This window comes from Streptomyces sp. NPDC093600 (assembly GCF_044764755.1).
In the GTDB taxonomy this organism is placed as follows: Bacteria; Actinomycetota; Actinomycetes; order Streptomycetales; family Streptomycetaceae; genus Streptomyces.
In genome coordinates this window covers 145,850-164,918 of sequence record NZ_JBIWIU010000014.1, presented here as the reverse complement: position 1 = coordinate 164,918, position 19,069 = coordinate 145,850, and the positions used below count along the sequence as shown (strand labels likewise).

Below are 19,069 nucleotides of genomic sequence, written 5' to 3'. Positions count from 1 at the left end.
ACGCCCGGTTACATTCCGAACCCGGAAGCTAAGCCTTTCAGCGCCGATGGTACTGCAGGGGGGACCCTGTGGGAGAGTAGGACGCCGCCGAACAACCCGCCCTTTTAGCTCAGTCGGTAGAGCGTCTCCATGGTAAGGAGAAGGTCAACGGTTCGATTCCGTTAAAGGGCTCAGAGAAAAGGCCCCCGCCTCATGGCGGGGGCCTTTTTGCGTTCCCGGGGAAGGCGGGGCTCGTGCGAGCCGCCTCTCATGGGGGGACCCAGCCGACAGATCCCCCACGACGGGCAGTTCAGTCCCGGGTGAAAGGCTCCGGGATACGCATCGCCAGGATGGCCATGTCGTCCGACGCCGGCTCCTGGGCGAAGCGCTCGACCGCGCGGAGGATGCGGGCGGACACCGCGCCGGCCGTCAGACCCGTACAGGTCTTCAGGACCTCCGCCAGGCCGTCGTCGCCCAACATCCGGGTTCCCTCCCTGCGTTCCGTGACGCCGTCCGTCACGCACAGCAGGACGTCGCCCGGATCCAGCGTGATGGTCTGCTCGTACAGTTCCAGATCCTCCAGGACACCCAGCAGCGGCTGCGGGTCGGCGGCCGGGACGACCGTGCCGTCCTGGCGCAGGCGCAACGGCAGAGGGTGGCCCGCGCAGACGACCTTGAGATGGGCCGAGCCGTCCTCCTGCGGGCGGAGCTCGCCGTAGAGCAGGGTGAGGAAGCGGCTGCGGGCGCCCTCGTCGAGGATCGCGGCGTTGAGGCGCTCCAGGACCGCCGGGCCGCCGAAACCCTCGCGGGCCAGCAGGCGCAGGGCGTGCCGGGCCAGGCCCGTCACCGCCGCGGCCTCCGGGCCCGTACCGCAGACATCGCCGATGGCGAAGCCGTAGGCGTTGTCGCGGATCGGGAACAGGTCGTAGAAGTCGCCGCCCACCTCGTTGCCCTCGCCGGCCGCGCGGTAGATGACGTCCACCTCGACACCCGGGATGTCCGGCAGGCCCGGCGGCAGCAGACTGCGCTGGAGGGACTGGCTGATCGCCATGCGTTCGCTGTAGAGACGCGCGTTGTCCAGGGCGAGCGCCGCCCGGCGGGAGAGGTCCTCCGCCAGCTCCAGGATCTCCTGACGGAAATGGTCGTCGGAGGGCTTGCCGAGCGTCAGCATGCCGATGACGCGGTTACGGGCCACCAGCGGCAGCACGACGGTCTCGCCGCCGACCACGGCGGCCGTGGCCAGCGTGGAGTCGATGCCCGCCGACAACGGCCCCGCCGCACCGCCCAGTTCACGCATCGACGTGGAGAGCGCGGCCCGGTGGGCGGCCTGGGCCGGGGCGGCCCAGACACGGGCGCCGGGCGTCGGCACCGGGTCCGGTGGGGCGATGGAGGACAGCAGGGCCTTCAGACCGTCGATACGGTCCTCGTCCTCATGGAGGACGTAGGAGAGGTACGGATCTGAGGCCTGGTCGGCGATGGTGTAGACGGCGCACCAGGTGGCCAGCGTCGGAACGGTCATCTGGGCCATGAGCGCCAGGGTCTGATCCCGGTCCAGGGTGCCGGCCAGCAAGTCGGACGCCTCCACCAGGAAGCTGAGGGAGCCGCGCCGGAGGCGTTCGAGCTCGCCGAGGCGGGCCGACTCGACGGCGAGGGCGATACGGTCGGCGGCGAACTGCAGGCGCAGGGCCTCTTCGTTGGAGTAGCGGTTCGCGCTCTCGGCGGCCACGCCGAGGGAACCGGTCAGGCGGCCCTCGACCTTGAGGGGGACCGTGACCACCGAGCGCATGCCGGTGCCTTCAAGGAGCGGGACGGCGCCGGGGACGGCGGCCAGGTCCTCGTGGACGGCCGGCATCCGGGCGGAGCCGTAGCGGCTGGCGCCGGTCTCCACGGGGACCCTGGCGAAGCGCTGGCGGGCCGAGGGGAGGCCGGTCGTGGCCCGGACCTCCAGTTCGGTCTCGTCGTCCGTGGCGAGCAGCAGGAAGGCGGAGTCGCCGTCCAGCATGTCGCGGGCGCGCTCCACCGTGCGCTGCAGCAGACCGTCGAGGTCGTCGGGGGCCGGCGAGCCGATGAAGACCTCGAAGGGGTCCGCGGAGCGGTTGTCGGCACCGGAGTCGGAGACCGCGGGGCGCTGCGGGGTCTGGAGAACCGCCCGCTCGTACTCCCGTACCAGGAGGCAGACCGTCGAGGGTTCGCCCTCGGCGTCGCGGACCCGGAGGTGGGAGGCGTAGACGGGGATGACCCGGCCGTCGGCGCAGCGGATGCCGTAGCTGCCCTCCCAACGCGAGAGTTGGAGCGCCTCGACGAGTCCCGTGCCGATGCCCGGGGTGTGCGGCCAGGCGGCGAGATCGCCGAGCGGCTTGCCGGTGACCTTCTCGGCGGCGTACCCGAAGAGCTCCTCGGCGTCCTCGTTCCAGGCGGTGATGGCGCCGCCGCGGTCGATCTGGGCGACGGCGACGCGCACCCGGCTCTCGGCCACGGGCAGCAGGGCGTCGGGGAGGACCGGGCCCGCGGAGCGGGTGCCGACCGGTCGCTCGGGGAGATCGAGCTGGAACCAGACGTGCTTGCGCGTGGGGGTGTACTCGACGCCCCAGCGGGTGGCGAGGGCCGCGCACAGCAGCAGCCCGCGGCCGTTCTCCCGGTCCGGGTGGGCGAGCGTGCGCCCGCCCTGGAGCGGAATCTCACGTTCGGGGTACCGGTCGGCGACTTCGACGCGGACGCCGTGCTCGCTGCGCAGACACAGGACGTCGGCGGCGGTGCCGGCGTGGATGACGGCGTTGGTGACGAGTTCGCTGGTGAGGACGACGGCGTCGTCGACGACATCGGCGTAACCCCAGCCCTGGAGGGTGTCCCGGACGAAGGCCCGTGCGGTCGCGACGGACCGCCCGACGGGGTCGAAAGTGGCAGCCGCCCGCGCGGTGATCACAGAACTCCTCGTACGCGTCTCGACGCCCGGCTCTGCCATGGTCGGTCTGCCCCTCCCGCTGCCCGGTGCTCGTCTTCGCGCCGCCCCGCCCCCGCCGGGCGGACCGGGGCGGTTGGACAGCCGGATGCCAGGTTACTTACCTTCACTGTCCGGGCGGATGCCGGTCACCGCTGTTTCCGTCCCCCGAGGACGGGGACGTTATGCGAAGCTGCCGAACTGTTATGGCCTTGTTCGGCTGCGGTGAAACACTGGGCAGGCTTGTGGTGACAGCCCGAGCAGTACGGTCAACCCCTTCGGGAGGGACACGGTGGAGTCTGGCACGGCGGCGCGGCGCGGCAGCGGCAGCGGCACGCGGGCGAAGGGCGGACGGTCCCGGAGCGGTGGGACGGTGCAGGTGGACGCGGCGGCCATGGAGCGGCTGCTCGCGGCCCTGGTCTCGATGCGGGACGGGAATTTCCGCAAGCGGCTGACGGTGTCCGGCGACGGGGTCATGGCGGAGATCTGCGCCGTGTTCAACGAGGTCGCCGACCGGCAGATGCATCTGACCGGCGAGTTGTCCCGGGTCCGCCGCATGGTGGGGCGTGAGGGCAAGCTGTCCGAGCGGCTGGAGGCGGGCGCCAGCGAGGGCGCCTGGGCGGCGGCGATCGAGGCCGCGAACGCGCTGGTCGACGATATGACGCGGCCGGTCTCCGAGGTGGGACGGGTGCTGTCGGCGGTCGCCGAGGGCGATCTCGACCAGCGTATGGACTTGCGTTCGGACGGTCCCGACGGGGCGGCGCGGCCGCTGCGCGGGGAGTTCCTGAAGGTCGCGCGGACCGTGAACAACCTGGTCGACCAGTTGTCGGCGTTCACGGACGAGGTGACGCGGGTCGCCCTGGAGGTCGGTACCGAGGGGAAGCTGGGCGGTCAGGCGCAGGTGCGCGGTATGTCCGGTTCGTGGAAGGATCTCACGGATTCGGTCAACACCATGGCGTACCGGCTGACGGCTCAGGTACGTGACATTGCTCTCGTGACGACGGCGGTCGCGAAGGGCGATCTGTCGCGGAAGGTCACGGCGCACGTGGCCGGCGAGATGCTGGAGCTGAAGAACACCGTCAACACGATGGTGGACCAGCTGTCCTCGTTCTCCTCCGAGGTGACCCGGGTCGCGCGTGAGGTGGGTACCGAGGGTGAGCTGGGCGGCCAGGCGGAGGTCGCCGGGGTCGCGGGTGTGTGGAAGGACCTCACGGACTCCGTCAACACGATGGCGGGGAATCTCACCTCACAGGTGAGAGGGATCGCGGAGGTGACCACGGCGGTCGCCAACGGCGACCTCTCGCAGAAGGTCACCGTGAGCGCGCGCGGCGAGGTCGCGCAGCTCGCGGACACCATCAACCAGATGACCGAGACGCTGCGCACCTTCGCCGACGAGGTGACCCGGGTCTCGGGGGAGGTCGGCGCGCAGGGGCTGCTCGGTGGTCAGGCGCAGGTGCCCGGCGCGGCCGGTACGTGGAAGGACCTGACCGATTCGGTCAACACGGTCTTCCGGAACATCACCACGCAGGTGCGGGACATCGCGCAGGTGACGACGGCGGTCGCCAACGGTGATCTGTCGCAGAAGGTCACGGTGGACGTGGCCGGCGAGATGCTGGAGCTGAAGAACACCGTCAACACGATGGTGGACCAGCTGTCCGCCTTCGGTTCCGAGGTGACCCGGGTCGCGCGTGAGGTCGGCGTGGAGGGTCTGCTCGGCGGTCAGGCGCAGGTGCCAGGAGCGGCCGGTACGTGGAAGGACCTCACGGACTCGGTGAACACCGCGTTCCGCAACCTGACGGGTCAGGTCCGGGACATCGCGCAGGTGACGACGGCGGTCGCCAACGGTGATCTGTCGCAGAAGGTCACGGTGGACGTGGCCGGCGAGATGCTGGAGCTGAAGAACACCGTCAACACGATGGTGTCGCAGCTGTCGTCCTTCGCCGACCAGGTGACGCGGATGGCCAGGGACGTGGGCACGGAGGGCCGCCTGGGCGGTCAGGCCCGGGTCGACGGTGTCTCCGGCACGTGGAAGGAGCTCACCGACTCCGTCAACTTCATGGCCGGCAACCTGACGTCCCAGGTGCGGCAGATCGCCCAGGTCACGACGGCCGTGGCGCGTGGTGACCTGTCGCAGAAGATCGACGTGGACGCGCGCGGGGAGATCCTGGAGCTGAAGAACACCATCAACACGATGGTGGACCAGCTGTCCGCCTTCGCCGAGCAGGTGACCCGGGTGGCCCGCGAGGTGGGCACGGACGGGCGGCTCGGCGGTCAGGCGCAGGTGCCGGGCGTCGCGGGTGTGTGGCGCGATCTGACCGACTCGGTGAACGGCATGGCCGGGAACCTCACCGCTCAGGTCCGTAACATCGCGCAGGTCGCCACCGCCGTGGCGCGTGGTGACCTGTCGCAGAAGATCGACGTGGACGCGCGCGGGGAGATCCTGGAGCTGAAGAACACCCTCAACACGATGGTGGACCAGCTCTCCAGCTTCGCGGAGCAGGTGACCCGGGTGGCCCGTGAGGTGGGTACGGAGGGCATCCTGGGCGGTCAGGCCGAGGTGCAGGGAGTCTCCGGCACCTGGAAGGACCTCACCCAGTCCGTGAACTTCATGGCGAACAACCTGACCTCGCAGGTGCGCAACATCGCCGAGGTCACCACGGCGGTCGCCAAGGGCGATCTGTCGAAGAAGATCACCGTCGACGCCAAGGGCGAGATCCTGGAGCTGGTGACGACCGTCAACACGATGGTCGACCAGCTGTCCAACTTCGCGGACGAGGTGACGCGAGTCGCCCGCGAGGTGGGTACGGAGGGCATCCTCGGCGGTCAGGCGCGGGTGCGCGGGGTCACGGGCATCTGGAAGGACCTGAGCGACAACGTCAACCTGATGGCCAACAACCTGACGAGTCAGGTGCGGAACATCTCCCGGGTCTCGTCGGCGGTCGCCAACGGCGACCTGACGAAGAAGGTGACGGTGGAGGCGCGCGGCGAGGTCGCCGAACTCGCCGACACCGTCAACACGATGGTGACGACGCTGTCCTCGTTCGCGGACGAGGTGACGCGAGTCGCCCGCGAGGTGGGTACGGAAGGCGAACTGGGCGGTCAGGCACGGGTTCCGGGCGTCTCCGGCACGTGGAAGGACCTGACCGAGTCGGTGAACTCGATGGCGTCCAACCTGACGGGTCAGGTGCGTCAGATCGCGGCGGTCACGACCGCGATCGCCAAGGGCGACCTCACCAAGAAGATCGACATCGACGCGCGCGGTGAGATCCAGGAGTTGAAGAACACCATCAACACGATGGTCGACCAGCTGTCCTCGTTCGCCGAGGAGGTCACGCGCGTGGCGCGTGAGGTGGGTACGGAGGGCATCCTCGGCGGCCAGGCGCGCGTTCGGGACGTCGACGGCACCTGGCGTGATCTCACCGAGTCGGTGAACGAGATGGCCGGGAACCTGACCCGGCAGGTGCGAGCCATCGCGGCGGTCGCGACCGCGGTGACCCGGGGCGACCTCAACCTCAAGATCGACGGCGTGGACGCGGCGGGCGAGATCCAGGCCCTCCAGGACAACATCAACACGATGATCGCCAACCTGCGCGACACGACCCTCGCCAACGAGGAGCAGGACTGGCTCAAGGGCAACCTCGCCCGGATCTCCGGTCTGATGCAGGGCCGGCGTGACCTGGACGACGTCGCCTCGCTCATCATGAGCGAGCTGACGCCGGTCGTCTCGGCCCAGCACGGCGCGTTCTTCGTCGCGGTGCCGACCGGGTCCGCGAACGGCGGCGCCGAGATCGGCGGCGAGGGCGAGGGCTCGTACGAGCTGCGGATGCGCGGCAGTTACGGCTACTCCGCCGGGTCCATGCCGACGTCCTTCCGGCCCGGGGAGACCCTGATCGGGACCGCGGCCGAGGAGAAGCGGACGATCCAGGTCAACGTCCCGCCGGGCTATCTGAAGATCTCCTCCGGGCTCGGCGAGGCCGCCCCGGCGCATGTGATCGTGCTTCCAGTCCTCTTCGAGGGGAAGGTCCTCGGAGTCATCGAGCTGGCCTCCTTCCAGCCGTTCACCCAGATCCAGCGGGACTTCCTCAACCAGCTCGCCGAGCTGATCGCGACGACCGTCAACACGATCAGTGTCAACACCAAGACCGAGGTGCTGCTCAAGCAGTCGCAGGAGCTGACCGAGCAGCTGCGGGAGCGGTCGGCCGAGCTGGAGCACCGGCAGAAGGAGCTGCAGGGCTCCAACGCGGAGCTGGAGGAGAAGGCGGAGCTGCTCGCCCGGCAGAACCGGGACATCGAGGTGAAGAACACCGAGATCGAGGAGGCCCGGCAGGTTCTGGAGGAGCGTGCCGAACAGCTCGCCGTCTCGATGCGGTACAAGTCGGAGTTCCTGGCGAACATGTCGCACGAGCTGCGTACTCCGCTCAACTCGCTTCTGATCCTGGCCAAGTTGCTCGCCGACAACGCCGACGCCAATCTCTCGCCCAAGCAAGTGGAGTTCGCCGAGACGATCCACGGCGCCGGCTCGGACCTGCTTCAGCTGATCAACGACATCCTCGACCTGTCCAAGGTCGAGGCGGGCAAGATGGACGTCTCCCCGACCCGTATCGCGCTGGTCCAGCTCGTCGACTACGTCGAGGCGACGTTCCGGCCGCTGACGGCGGAGAAGGGGCTCGACTTCGCGGTCCGGGTCTCGCCCGAACTGCCCGCCACGCTCCACACCGACGAGCAGCGCCTGCTCCAGGTGCTGCGCAACCTGCTGTCCAACGCGGTGAAGTTCACCGACACGGGCGCGGTGGAGCTGGTCATCCGGCCCGCCGGGACGGATGTGCCGCAGTCGATCCGCGAGCAGCTCCTGGAGGCCGGGACGCTGCGCGACCCGGAGGCCGAGCTGATCGCGTTCTCGGTGACCGACACGGGCATCGGCATCGCGGCCGGGAAGATGCGGGTCATCTTCGAGGCGTTCAAGCAGGCGGACGGGACGACCAGCCGCAAGTACGGCGGTACGGGTCTGGGGCTCTCGATCAGCCGGGAGATCGCCCGTCTGCTGGGCGGTGAGATCTACGCGGCGAGCGAGCCGGGCCGCGGTTCGACGTTCACGCTGTATCTGCCGCTGAACCCCGAGCTGTCCCCGAACGGGTACGGGCAGGGCGAGGACGGGGCGGTGGATCCGCAGGCGGCGTACGAGGACGGCGCCGGCGGCCAGGAGGGGCACTTCCCGCCCTCGTCCACGTCCATGGCGGCCGATCTGCGGTCGGGGGCCGGGGCGCTCTTCCGGCACCGGCGCAGGGCGGTCCAGGCGGGGGTCGACGACCGGCCGTCGTTGCCGGGCCAGCCCGGCCGGCCCAGCGGTGCGGACCAGTCCGCGGCCGCCGACGAGCGGGCGGACACCGCGCCGCGCCGCACCTTCTCCTTCAGCGGTGAGAAGGTGCTGATCGTGGACGACGACATCCGCAACGTCTTCGCGCTGACCAGCGTCCTGGAGCAGCACGGTCTGGCGGTGCTGTACGCGGAGAACGGCCGCGAGGGCATCGAAGTCCTGGAGCAGCACGACGATGTGACGGTCGTCCTGATGGACATCATGATGCCGGAGATGGACGGGTACGCGACGACGACCGCGATCCGGCGGATGCCGCAGTTCGCCGGCCTGCCGATCATCGCGCTCACGGCGAAGGCGATGAAGGGCGACCGGGAGAAGGCGATCGAGTCGGGCGCCTCCGACTACGTCACCAAGCCGGTCGACCCCGATCACCTGCTGTCGGTGATGGAGCAGTGGATGCGGGGCGAGTGACGGCGGTCTCCCCGCGTAGGCAACGGAGAGGTATCGATCCGCTGACGGACTGTCGCCAGAGGCGTGTGAGAGGGAGGTATCGGGGGAACCTTCTGGTCTCCCACCACGTTTCCGCTACGTGCACAGTGACATCGTGGTGACAGGGTGTGGCGACAGGCGGGGTGCGGCTACCATGACCGGCACAAGGACGGACGGCGCAAGGGAGTCGTCTTCTGGGGCGGCGCCCGGTGCTTCCCCCGGCTCGATGAGCCGGGGCGAGCCCATGCCGGGGCGAGGAGGACGGGGCATGGTGCAGAAGGCCAAGATCCTCCTGGTCGATGACCGGCCGGAGAATCTGCTGGCGCTGGAGGCCATTCTCTCCGCGCTCGATCAGACGCTGGTGCGGGCATCGTCCGGGGAGGAAGCGCTCAAGGCGCTGCTGACCGACGACTTCGCGGTCATTCTGCTGGATGTCCAGATGCCCGGAATGGACGGCTTCGAGACCGCCGCGCACATCAAGCGGCGCGAGCGGACCCGCGACATCCCGATCATCTTCCTCACCGCCATCAACCACGGCCCCCACCACACCTTCCGCGGCTATGCCGCCGGCGCCGTCGACTACATCTCCAAGCCGTTCGACCCGTGGGTGCTGCGCGCCAAGGTCTCGGTCTTCGTCGAGCTGTACATGAAGAACTGCCAGCTGCGTGAGCAGGCCGCGCTGCTCCGGCTCCAGCTGGAGGGCGGGGGCCACGGCGGTCACGCCAAGGAGTCCGCGGGGCTGCTCGCCGAGCTCTCGGCCCGTCTCGCCGCGGTCGAGGAGCAGGCGGAGGCGCTGTCCAAGCAGCTCGACGACGAATCCGCCGACGCCGCGGCCGTCGCCACCGCCGCCCATCTGGAGCGCAAGCTCACCGGGTTGCGGCGCGCCCTCGACGCGCTGGAGCCGGGCACTGGCGGCGCGCCCACCCTGCCCGCGCAGAACTGACCCGTGCAGAACTGACTCACTGTCACCACAGCGGTGCCCGGCGTGAACGGGCGTCAGTTTCATGCCCCGGCAAGGGCGACACGAACGGGTGAGGCCGGACGCGCACGTGTCGCGGGCGGCTCACACCGGTAACCTCAGCATCATGGCCTCACGTACGTCCGGCAAGGGTTCCCAGGGCACGGCGGGCACCGCGAAGCCGCGCGCCGGCCGTACGACCGGTGTCGCGAAGAAGGCGGTGCCCGCCAAGAAGCCTGCCGCCGGGACGGCCAAGCCTCCCGCGAGGAAGGCGGCGCCCGCCAAGCGGGCGCCCGCCAGGAAGACCGCCGCGAAGAAGACCGCGCCCCGCCCGGCCCCGTCGCCGACGGGGGGCGTGTACCGGCTCGCCCGCGGACTCTGGCTCGGGCTCGCCCACGCCGTCGGGGCGTTGTTCCGGGGGATAGGGCGCGGAGCCAAGGGACTCGATCCGGCCCACCGCAAGGACGGCCTGGCGCTGCTGCTCCTCGGCATCGCGCTGATCGTCGCCGCCGGGACCTGGTCCCATCTGCGCGGCCCGGTCGGCGACCTCGTCGAGATGCTGGTCACCGGCGCGTTCGGCCGGCTCGACCTGCTCGTCCCGCTGCTGGTCGGCGCCATCGCCATCCGGCTCATCCTCTATCCGGAGAAGCCGGAGGCCAACGGCCGTATCGTCATCGGACTGTCCGCGCTCGTCATCGGCGTGCTCGGGCAGGTCCACATCGCCTGCGGCTCTCCGGGCCGAGGTGACGGGACCAAGGCCATGCAGGACGCCGGAGGGCTGATCGGCTGGGCCGCCTCCCAGCCGCTCGTCTTCATGATGGGCGAGGTGCTCGCCGTACCGATGCTCGTGCTGCTCACCGTCTTCGGGCTGCTCGTCGTCACCGCGACCCCCGTCAACGCCATCCCGCAGCGCCTGCGCACGCTCGGCGCCCGGCTCGGCATCGTCGAGCCGGCGTACGACCCCGAGTTCGCGGACGAGGACGCCGCCTACGACGGAGCCTGGCGCGAGGCCGCCCCGGCGCGCACCCGGCGCAGGGCTCCCGGTGCCGAGGAGCCGTACGACGCCGACGGGGCCGAGGAGGAGGCGCTCACCCGCCGCAGGAGGCCGCGCCGCCCCTCCGCGCAGCCGGACTTCGACCGGCCCATGGACGCCGTCGACGTCGCCGCGGCAGCGGCCGCCGCACTCGACGGGGCCGTGCTCAACGGCATGCCGCCGTCCCCGCTGGTCGCCGACCTGACCCGGGACGTCACCGCCGATCGGGCCGCCGCGGTGGCCGCCGACGGCGCGGACGCCCCCGCCGCTCCCTCCGTACCCCCGGCCGCTCCGGTGCCCACTGCCCGCGGCGCGCAGGACGGGCGCCGTACCGGAGCCGTACCGGATCTGACCAAGCCCGCGCCCGCACCCACCGAACTGCCGCCCCGCGCGGAGCAGCTGCAGCTCTCCGGGGACATCACCTACGCGCTGCCGCCCATGGACCTGCTGCAGCGCGGTGGGCCGGGCAAGACGCGCAGCGCCGCCAACGACGCCGTGGTGGCGTCGCTCACCACCGTCTTCAGCGAGTTCAAGGTCGACGCGGCCGTCACCGGCTTCACCCGCGGGCCGACGGTCACGCGGTACGAGGTCGAGCTCGGGCCCGCTGTGAAGGTCGAGAAGATCACGGCGCTCACCAAGAACATCGCCTACGCCGTGGCAAGCCCGGACGTCCGGATCATCTCGCCGATCCCCGGCAAGTCGGCGGTCGGGATCGAGATCCCGAACAGCGACCGCGAGATGGTCAACCTCGGCGACGTGCTGCGGCTCGCGGACGCGGCGGGTGACGACCATCCGATGCTGGTGGCGCTCGGCAAGGACGTCGAGGGCGGCTATGTGATGTCGAACCTGGCGAAGATGCCGCACATCCTGGTCGCCGGAGCCACCGGTTCCGGCAAGTCGTCGTGCATCAACTGCCTCATCACCTCGGTGATGATAAGAGCGACACCCGAGGACGTCCGGATGGTCCTCGTCGACCCCAAGCGGGTCGAGCTCACCGCGTACGAGGGCATCCCGCACCTGATCACGCCGATCATCACCAACCCCAAGCGGGCCGCCGAGGCGCTGCAGTGGGTCGTGCGCGAGATGGACCTGCGCTACGACGACCTCGCGGCGTTCGGCTTCCGGCACATCGACGACTTCAACGAGGCCATCCGCCAGGGGAAGGTGAAGCTGCCCGAGGGCAGCGAGCGCGAGCTCCAGCCCTACCCGTACCTGCTGGTGATCGTGGACGAGCTGGCCGACCTGATGATGGTCGCGCCCCGGGACGTCGAGGACGCCATCGTCCGCATCACCCAGTTGGCCCGTGCGGCCGGAATCCATCTGGTGCTCGCCACCCAGCGTCCGTCCGTGGACGTCGTCACCGGTCTGATCAAGGCGAACGTGCCCTCGCGGCTCGCCTTCGCCACCTCCTCCCTCGCGGACAGCCGGGTCATCCTGGATCAGCCGGGGGCGGAGAAGCTCATCGGGAAGGGTGACGGTCTGTACCTGCCGATGGGGGCGAACAAGCCCGTCCGTATGCAGGGCGCCTTCGTCACCGAGGCCGAGGTCGCGGCCGTCGTCCAGCACTGCAAGGATCAGATGGCCCCGGTCTTCCGGGACGACGTCACCGTCGGCACCAAGCAGAAGAAGGAGATCGACGAGGACATCGGCGACGACCTCGACCTGCTGTGCCAGGCCGCCGAGCTGGTCGTCTCCACCCAGTTCGGTTCGACGTCGATGCTCCAGCGCAAGCTGCGCGTCGGCTTCGCGAAGGCCGGACGGCTGATGGACCTGATGGAGTCGCGGAACATCGTGGGACCGAGCGAGGGCTCCAAGGCGCGGGACGTGCTCGTCAAGCCGGACGAGCTGGACGGGGTACTGGCCGTCATCCGCGGGGAGTCGTCCGAGGTCTGACCGGGTCCGGCCGCCCGGCCGGACCCTCCGAACCGGGCGGGCGGACCCTCCGAACGGGCCGGGCGGAAAAGAGACCTGGCCGAGACTCACTCGTAAGGGAACGCAGGGCAACCGTTTCCCCGGGTCGTACGTCAAGTTGGAGGGAAGGACAGAACGATGTCCCAGCCTCATGGCGTACAAACCGAGTCCGCCCGGTTGCCCCACCCTTTCGTACCACCCATAGACTGAACATCCAGCAGGTGGCTACACGCTCGAAAGGCGCTCACGTGTCCATCGGCAACTCCCCCGAAGACGACCGGAACTTCCCGGCAGACGACCGGGACTCGATCGGTCGCGCTCTCCAGCAGGCCCGAATCGCCGCTGGTCTCACCGTCGACGAGGTCAGTGCGTCCACCCGCGTCCGCATCCCGATCGTGCACGCGATCGAGGAGGACGACTTCACGCGCTGCGGCGGCGACGTCTACGCCCGCGGGCACATCCGCACGCTCGCACGCGCCGTCGGGCTCGATCCCGTACCCCTGGTCGAGCAGTACGACGCCGAGCACGGCGGCCGGCCCGCGCCGACCCCCGCCGCGCCGCTCTTCGAGGCGGAACGCATCCGTCCCGAACCGCGCCGGCCCAACTGGACCGCCGCCATGGTGGCGGCGATCGTCGCCGTCGTCGGCTTCGCCGGCTTCACGATGTTCAACGGCACCCAGCCGACCAGCGGGCCCGGCACCGTCGCCGAAGGCCCCGCGGCCGAGAAGAAGCCCACCGGCAAGCCCAAGCCGACCAAGCCGGCCGACCCCAAGCCGGTCCCCTCCGAGAGCGCCATCGCGGCGGTCCCGAAGGACAAGGTCACGGTCAAGGTGACCGCGATCGACGACAAGAGCTGGATCTCCGCCAAGGCGCACGACGGCAAGCTCCTCTTCGACGGCCTGCTCTTCAAGGGCGAGTCGAAGACCTTCCAGGACGCCGAGCGCGTCGACCTGGTCCTCGGCAACGCCGGACCGATCGAGCTCCACGTGAACGGCAAGAAGATCGAGGAGAAGTTCGAGTCCGGCCAGGTCGAGCGGCTCTCGTACACCAAGGGCGACCCCGAGGCCGGCTGATCCACGCGGTCCTCCCGCAGGCCCGCTCCACCGGCCCCCCACCGTGCCCCCGTCGCGCAGCCGAACCCTGCGCGGCGGGGGCACGGCCGGGACGAAGTAGTCTTGAGCCCATGCCCGAACGCCGTACCGTCGCCCTTGTCACTCTTGGCTGCGCCCGTAACGAGGTGGACTCGGAGGAGCTCGCAGGCCGCTTGGCAGCGGACGGCTGGGAGCTCGTCGAGGACGCATCGGACGCGGACGTCGCCGTCGTCAACACCTGTGGATTCGTCGAAGCCGCCAAGAAGGACTCCGTCGACGCCCTCCTCGAAGCCAATGATCTGAAGGACCACGGCAGGACCCAGGCCGTCGTCGCCGTCGGCTGCATGGCCGAGCGGTACGGCAAGGAGCTCGCCGAGGCCCTCCCCGAGGCCGACGGCGTGCTCGGCTTCGACGACTACGCCGACATCTCCGACCGCCTCCAGACCATCCTCAGCGGCGGCAGCGTCGAGGCCCACACCCCGCGTGACCGGCGCAAGCTGCTGCCGCTGTCCCCGGTGGAGCGGCAGCAGGCCGCGGCGGGCGTGGCCCTGCCCGGGCACGGCGCTCCCGAGGCCCCCCAGGCCCCCGAGAACGTACCGGCCGACCTCCCCGAGGGCCTCGCCCCGGCCTCCGGGCCTCGCGCGCCCCTGCGCCGCCGCCTGGACACCAGCCCCGTCGCCTCCGTGAAGCTCGCCTCCGGCTGCGACCGCCGCTGCTCGTTCTGCGCCATCCCGTCCTTCCGTGGCTCCTTCGTCTCGCGCCGGCCCTCCGACGTGCTCGGAGAGACCCGCTGGCTCGCCGAGCAGGGCGTGAAGGAGATCATGCTGGTCTCCGAGAACAACACTTCCTACGGCAAGGACCTCGGCGACATCCGCCTCCTGGAGACCCTGCTGCCGGAGCTGGCCGCCGTCGACGGCATCGAGCGCGTCCGCGTCAGCTACCTCCAGCCCGCCGAGATGCGCCCCGGGCTCATCGACGTCCTGACCTCGACCGAGAAGGTCGCCCCGTACTTCGACCTGTCCTTCCAGCACAGCGCCCCGGACGTGCTGCGGGCGATGCGCCGCTTCGGCGACACCGACCGCTTCCTGGAGCTCCTGGAGACCATCCGCTCCAAGGCCCCCACCGCCGGCGCCCGCTCCAACTTCATCGTCGGCTTCCCCGGCGAGACCGAGGCGGACTTCGCCGAGCTGGAACGCTTCATCACCCACGCCCGGCTGGACGCCATCGGCGTCTTCGGCTACTCCGACGAGGACGGCACCGAGGCCGCCACGTACGAGCACAAGCTCGACCAGGAGATCGTGGACGAGCGGCTCGCCCACCTCTCGCGGCTCGCCGAGGAGCTCACCGCCCAGCGTGCGGAGGAGCGGATCGGAGAGACCCTGGAAGTACTGGTCGAATCGGTCGACTCCGTCGAGGAGGACGGCGGCGTCATCGGCCGCGCCGCACACCAGGCGCCCGAGACGGACGGACAGGTGATCATCACCACCGAGTCCGCCGCGCGCCACGACCTGGCCCCCGGCCGTATGGTCAGGGCGAAGGTCGTGGGAACGGAAGGCGTCGACCTGGTGGCCGAGTGCTGCGATCTTCTGGGGAGCGACCCCCGGACCCCCGGAGTCGAGGAGGCGGGCAGATGACCGGAGTCCCGGCATCCGCGACGGGCGGGACCGGTAGGCCCGCGCCCGGCGGCAAGCTGGGCGCTGCGGCCGTCAATCAGGCCAGCCTGTGGAACATCGCCAACATCCTCACCATGATGCGGCTGGTGCTCGTCCCCGGCTTCGTGGTGCTGCTGCTCCAGGACGGCGGACACGACCCCGCCTGGCGCGCCTGGGCCTGGGCCGCCTTCGCCGTCGCCATGATCACCGACATCTTCGACGGCCATCTGGCACGGGCGTACAACCTGGTCACGGACTTCGGGAAGATCGCCGACCCGATCGCCGACAAGGCGATCATGGCGTCCGGGCTGATCTGTCTGTCCTTGCTGGGAGACTTGCCGTGGTGGGTGACGGCGGTGATCCTCGCCCGGGAGCTCGGCATCACGCTGATGCGGTTCTGGGTGATCCGGCACGGCGTGATTCCGGCCAGTCGCGGCGGGAAGATGAAGACACTGGCGCAGGGCACGGCCGTGGGGATGTACGTCCTCGCGCTGACCGGTCCACTCGCCACCCTGCGCTTCTGGGTGATGGCGGTCGCCGTCGTGCTGACGGTCGTCACCGGCCTGGACTACGTCCGGCAGGCGATCGTGCTGCGGCGCCGCGGGCTGGCCGCGGAGCGGGCGGCGAAGGCCGGCGGTACGTCGCTTCCGGGGCCCACGGAGGGGTCGGCGCGATGAAGGAGGCCGCGCTGGTGCTGGAGCTGCTCGCGGAGCGTGGTCACACGGTGGCCGCCGCGGAGTCCCTCACGGGCGGTCTGGTGGCCGCGGAGCTCACCGGGGCTCCTGGAGCCTCGCAGTTCTTCCGCGGGTCCGTCACGGCGTACGCGACGGCCCTGAAGGAGAAGCTCCTGGGCGTCGACGGGGCCCTGCTGGCGGAGCGCGGCGCGGTGGATCCCGAGGTCGCGCTGCAGATGGCGGCGGGTGTGCGCACGCGGCTGGAGGCCGACTGGGGCATCGCCACGACCGGCGTCGCCGGCCCGGAACCGCAGGACGGACAGCCCGTCGGAACGGTGTACGTGGCCGTGGCGGGGCCGCCGGGATCGGACACCGGGGCCGGGAAAGTGGCGTCGCTGCGGTTGAACGGCGACCGTGCGGACATCCGTAGAGAGAGTGTACGGAGCGTGCTGGAGCTGCTCGGTAACGAACTCTCGGGAAATGGCCGGGCACAGGATACGGAACAGAACGGGGGGAATTGATGTTTGCAGCCCTGAGAGAACACGACATCGCTCCCCGCACGGCCGCGTCGCGAGGCGGTACGGTGGGGCGTGAAGGATGCGGCTACGCGGTCCGAGGAGGGAGCCACCGATGATTCTGCTCCGTCGCCTGTTGGGTGACGTGCTGCGTCGGCAGCGCCAGCGCCAGGGCCGTACTCTGCGCGAAGTCTCCTCGTCCGCCCGAGTTTCGCTCGGCTATCTCTCCGAGGTGGAGCGGGGGCAGAAGGAGGCTTCCTCCGAGCTGCTCTCCGCGATCTGCGACGCGCTGGACGTACGGATGTCCGAGCTCATGCGTGAAGTGAGCGACGAGCTGTCACTGGCCGAACTGGCCGAGTCGGCGGCGGCGAGCGAACCGGTGCCTACGCCGGTACGCCCGATGCTCAATTCGGTGTCGGTGACGTCGGTGGCAGGTGTGCCCACCGAGCGGGTGACCATCAAGGCGCCCGCGGAAGCGGTGGACGTCGTCGCTGCCTGAACCGAAGTGGGCGGAAGCCCCGGTTGGTGTCCCGTGCGGGCATCGACCGGGGCTTTTGCCATTCTCTGCGGCGGTAGGGCAGGTTCGCACGGTTGAGTTTGAGATGCCCGATACGGGTCATGCGTGCCATGGTGGGGGAACGACCGTACGACTTGTTGGAGACGTGTATGTCCGTCGTGAAGAGCTCGTTGTCCGAAGCCGACCTCAAGACGGTCGGCAACGCCTTGCAGGGCGCTCTCGTCGACCTGGTCGACCTCGCCCTCGTCGCCAAGCAGGTGCACTGGAACGTGGTCGGGCCGAGGTTCCGCTCGGTCCACCTGCAGCTCGACGAGGTCGTGACCACGGCGCGCCAGCACTCTGACGTGGTGGCCGAGCGAGCCTCCGCGGTGGGCGTCAACCCGGACGGCCGGGCCGCGTCCGTTGCCTCGGGCAGCGCGATCGGCGAGGTTCCCACGGGCTGGATCAAGGACACGCAGGCGGTGAAGATCCTTGTCGACGCCCTGGGCGCGGTGATCGAACGGATGCGGGAGCGGATCGAGGTCACGGACGAGCCGGACCCGGTCACCCAGGACATCCTGATCGGTCTCACGGCCGACCTCGAGAAGCATGCGTGGATGTTCCAGGCGGAGAGCGCCTAGCCGTGGTGACGGGTGCGGCGGGAGGGCCGCCGTGCCTGTGGCCCGCCGCCCGTCGCGGTCCTCGGTGTGCTCGGCATTGTCCGTGCGCCGGGGATCGCTCCGGTGCGCCCTCCCGCCGGGCGATACGGCCGGTCTAGCGTCGACCGGAGGAGGCGGCCATGGTACGTCTACGGGTTCCGCTGCCGACACTCGCGTGGGTGGCCGGCGGGCTGACGGCCGGCGGGCTGTGGTGGTGGGCGGTGCTGCGTCTGGTGCTGGCCCCCGAACAGTCCGGCCCGGTGGAGGCGACGATCGCGGCCGGGGGATGGGGGCTCAGCCTGCTGCCGGTGCATGTGGCGGCGTCCCCCGCCAAGAACGACCGGTCCGGGGTCACTTCCTCGCCGCGCCGCCGTTGGGGCGGGGGATCTGACCCGTCGTGACGGGGCTGGACCTGACCGTCCGTTCAAAGGGAGCTGACCGTTCGTCAATCACTCGTGGTACTCGGCGGGGTGGGAGGGGCAGAAGAGGTAGGAGGGGCGGAAGAGGTAGGAGGGGCGGAAGAGGTAGGAGGGGCGGAAGAGGTAGGAGGGGCCGGGGAGCTGGACGGGCCCTTCTGGCAGCCCGGGCACCAGTAGGTGACCCGGTCGCCCAGTTCCGCCTTTCGGACGGGGGTGCCGCAGCGCAGACAGGGGCGGCCGCGGCGGCCGTAGACGTAGAGCCCCTCGGACGGGCGGCGCGCGGGCGTCGTCCTGCGGACGGGGCGGTCCTTGTTCGCTTCCAGGAGGCGGTGGGCGGTGGCGACCAGCCGCTCGGGGACGCCGGGCGGGAGCTCGCCCACCGGAAGCCAGGGCGTGACCGCGGCGAGAAAGGCCAGCTCACAGGCGTAGACGTTGCCGATACCCGCGAGATTGCGCTGGTCGAGCAGAGCCTCGGCAAGGGCGCGCGCGGGGTCGGCGGTGAGTCTGCGGACGGCTTCGACGGGGTCCCAGCCTGGGCCCAGGAGGTCGGGGCCGAGATGGCCCACGACGTCCGGCTCCTCCGCGGTGCGGATCAGTTCGAGGACGGGGAGGCGGTAGCCGACGGCGGTGTGCTCGTCGTTGCCGAGGATCGCCCGGATCTGGTGGGCCGGTCCGCCGCGCCACCGCTCACCGGTGGCGTACACCTGCCAAGAGCCGTCCATCCGCAGATGGGAGTGGAGGGTCAGGTCGCCCTCGATCCGGGTGAGCAGATGCTTCCCACGCGGGGTGACGTCGAGGACCGTACGCCCGGTGAGATCGGCGGTGGCGAACCGCGGCACACGCAGATCGGACCGGGTCAGGACGCGTCCGGCGAGCGCGGAGTGCAGTCGGCGGGCGGTCATCCAGACGGTGTCTCCTTCGGGCATGGCTCCATCATGCGG

12 protein-coding genes, 1 tRNA gene and 1 rRNA gene are annotated in these 19,069 nt (G+C 70.3%); 12 read left to right on the top strand and 2 right to left on the bottom strand.

What is annotated here, in order from left to right; genetic code table 11:
- Together rrf and ACIRB4_RS28100 are read left to right on the top strand one after the other, a co-directional pair.
- A 5S ribosomal RNA gene (gene rrf, locus ACIRB4_RS28105) occupies nucleotides 1-93 on the top strand; the annotation flags it as partial.
- A 5-nt stretch (nucleotides 94-98) separates the two neighbouring features.
- A tRNA-Thr gene (locus ACIRB4_RS28100) sits at nucleotides 99-171 on the top strand.
- Nucleotides 172-289: 118 nt separating this feature from the next.
- On the opposite strand, the gene ACIRB4_RS28095 is transcribed toward ACIRB4_RS28100, so the two are convergent.
- Entirely contained in the window at nucleotides 290-2,941 is a 2,652-nt protein-coding gene (locus ACIRB4_RS28095; RefSeq protein ID WP_403294996.1) for a SpoIIE family protein phosphatase, read from the bottom strand.
- Between the two features lie 268 nt (nucleotides 2,942-3,209).
- On the opposite strand from ACIRB4_RS28095, the gene ACIRB4_RS28090 reads away from it, so the two are divergent.
- The 10 genes from ACIRB4_RS28090 to ACIRB4_RS28045 all read left to right on the top strand — a co-directional run bounded on the left by ACIRB4_RS28090 (nucleotide 3,210) and on the right by ACIRB4_RS28045 (nucleotide 18,110).
- On the top strand, nucleotides 3,210-8,702 hold the full coding sequence (locus tag ACIRB4_RS28090; protein ID WP_403294995.1) for a HAMP domain-containing protein: 5,493 nt from the start codon (nucleotides 3,210-3,212) through the stop codon (nucleotides 8,700-8,702).
- 286 nt (nucleotides 8,703-8,988) lie between these two features.
- Complete coding sequence (locus ACIRB4_RS28085) at nucleotides 8,989-9,663, top strand: response regulator (RefSeq protein ID WP_356895573.1); 675 nt, start codon at nucleotides 8,989-8,991, stop codon at nucleotides 9,661-9,663.
- A gap of 142 nt (nucleotides 9,664-9,805) precedes the next feature.
- Nucleotides 9,806-12,604: a DNA translocase FtsK gene (locus ACIRB4_RS28080; protein WP_403294994.1), complete on the top strand. Its 2,799-nt coding sequence runs from the start codon at nucleotides 9,806-9,808 to the stop codon at nucleotides 12,602-12,604.
- A gap of 266 nt (nucleotides 12,605-12,870) precedes the next feature.
- Nucleotides 12,871-13,695, top strand: a complete 825-nt coding sequence (locus tag ACIRB4_RS28075; protein ID WP_403294993.1) for a helix-turn-helix domain-containing protein — start codon at nucleotides 12,871-12,873, stop codon at nucleotides 13,693-13,695.
- 110 nt (nucleotides 13,696-13,805) lie between these two features.
- Nucleotides 13,806-15,347 (top strand): 30S ribosomal protein S12 methylthiotransferase RimO, encoded by a 1,542-nt coding sequence (gene rimO, locus ACIRB4_RS28070; protein ID WP_403294992.1) that lies wholly within the window; start codon nucleotides 13,806-13,808, stop codon nucleotides 15,345-15,347.
- On the top strand, nucleotides 15,344-16,042 hold the full coding sequence (pgsA, locus tag ACIRB4_RS28065) for a CDP-diacylglycerol--glycerol-3-phosphate 3-phosphatidyltransferase (protein ID WP_403294991.1): 699 nt from the start codon (nucleotides 15,344-15,346) through the stop codon (nucleotides 16,040-16,042). Before rimO ends, pgsA begins: the two co-directional genes overlap by 4 nt.
- On the top strand, nucleotides 16,039-16,560 hold the full coding sequence (locus ACIRB4_RS28060; protein WP_403294990.1) for a CinA family protein: 522 nt from the start codon (nucleotides 16,039-16,041) through the stop codon (nucleotides 16,558-16,560). Before pgsA ends, ACIRB4_RS28060 begins: the two co-directional genes overlap by 4 nt.
- 109 nt (nucleotides 16,561-16,669) lie before the next feature.
- Nucleotides 16,670-17,053: a helix-turn-helix domain-containing protein gene (locus ACIRB4_RS28055; RefSeq protein WP_041131554.1), complete on the top strand. Its 384-nt coding sequence runs from the start codon at nucleotides 16,670-16,672 to the stop codon at nucleotides 17,051-17,053.
- 167 nt (nucleotides 17,054-17,220) lie between these two features.
- The gene (locus ACIRB4_RS28050) at nucleotides 17,221-17,691 is read left to right on the top strand and encodes a DNA starvation/stationary phase protection protein (protein WP_356895561.1); all 471 of its coding nucleotides are present in this window, start codon (nucleotides 17,221-17,223) and stop codon (nucleotides 17,689-17,691) included.
- 158 nt (nucleotides 17,692-17,849) lie between these two features.
- The gene (locus tag ACIRB4_RS28045) at nucleotides 17,850-18,110 is read left to right on the top strand and encodes a hypothetical protein (RefSeq protein WP_403294989.1); all 261 of its coding nucleotides are present in this window, start codon (nucleotides 17,850-17,852) and stop codon (nucleotides 18,108-18,110) included.
- A 44-nt stretch (nucleotides 18,111-18,154) separates the two neighbouring features.
- Here the strand turns inward: ACIRB4_RS28045 and ACIRB4_RS28040 are convergent, their stop codons facing one another.
- Complete coding sequence (locus tag ACIRB4_RS28040; RefSeq protein ID WP_403294988.1) at nucleotides 18,155-19,054, bottom strand: Fpg/Nei family DNA glycosylase; 900 nt, start codon at nucleotides 19,052-19,054, stop codon at nucleotides 18,155-18,157.
- Nucleotides 19,055-19,069 lie beyond the last annotated feature (15 nt).

Excerpts from the sequence above, each read along its gene's own strand:
- ACIRB4_RS28095 (WP_403294996.1), bottom strand. The coding sequence starts at position 2,941 with ATGGCAGAGCCGGGCGTCGAGACGCGTACGAGGAGTTCTGTGATCACC.
- ACIRB4_RS28085 (WP_356895573.1), top strand. The coding sequence starts at position 8,989 with ATGGTGCAGAAGGCCAAGATCCTCCTGGTCGATGACCGGCCGGAGAAT.
- ACIRB4_RS28080 (WP_403294994.1), top strand. The coding sequence starts at position 9,806 with ATGGCCTCACGTACGTCCGGCAAGGGTTCCCAGGGCACGGCGGGCACC.
- rimO (WP_403294992.1), top strand. The coding sequence starts at position 13,806 with ATGCCCGAACGCCGTACCGTCGCCCTTGTCACTCTTGGCTGCGCCCGT.
- pgsA (WP_403294991.1), top strand. The coding sequence starts at position 15,344 with ATGACCGGAGTCCCGGCATCCGCGACGGGCGGGACCGGTAGGCCCGCG.
- ACIRB4_RS28060 (WP_403294990.1), top strand. The coding sequence starts at position 16,039 with ATGAAGGAGGCCGCGCTGGTGCTGGAGCTGCTCGCGGAGCGTGGTCAC.
- ACIRB4_RS28055 (WP_041131554.1), top strand. The coding sequence starts at position 16,670 with ATGATTCTGCTCCGTCGCCTGTTGGGTGACGTGCTGCGTCGGCAGCGC.
- ACIRB4_RS28050 (WP_356895561.1), top strand. The coding sequence starts at position 17,221 with ATGTCCGTCGTGAAGAGCTCGTTGTCCGAAGCCGACCTCAAGACGGTC.
- ACIRB4_RS28045 (WP_403294989.1), top strand. The coding sequence starts at position 17,850 with ATGGTACGTCTACGGGTTCCGCTGCCGACACTCGCGTGGGTGGCCGGC.
- ACIRB4_RS28040 (WP_403294988.1), bottom strand. The coding sequence starts at position 19,054 with ATGCCCGAAGGAGACACCGTCTGGATGACCGCCCGCCGACTGCACTCC.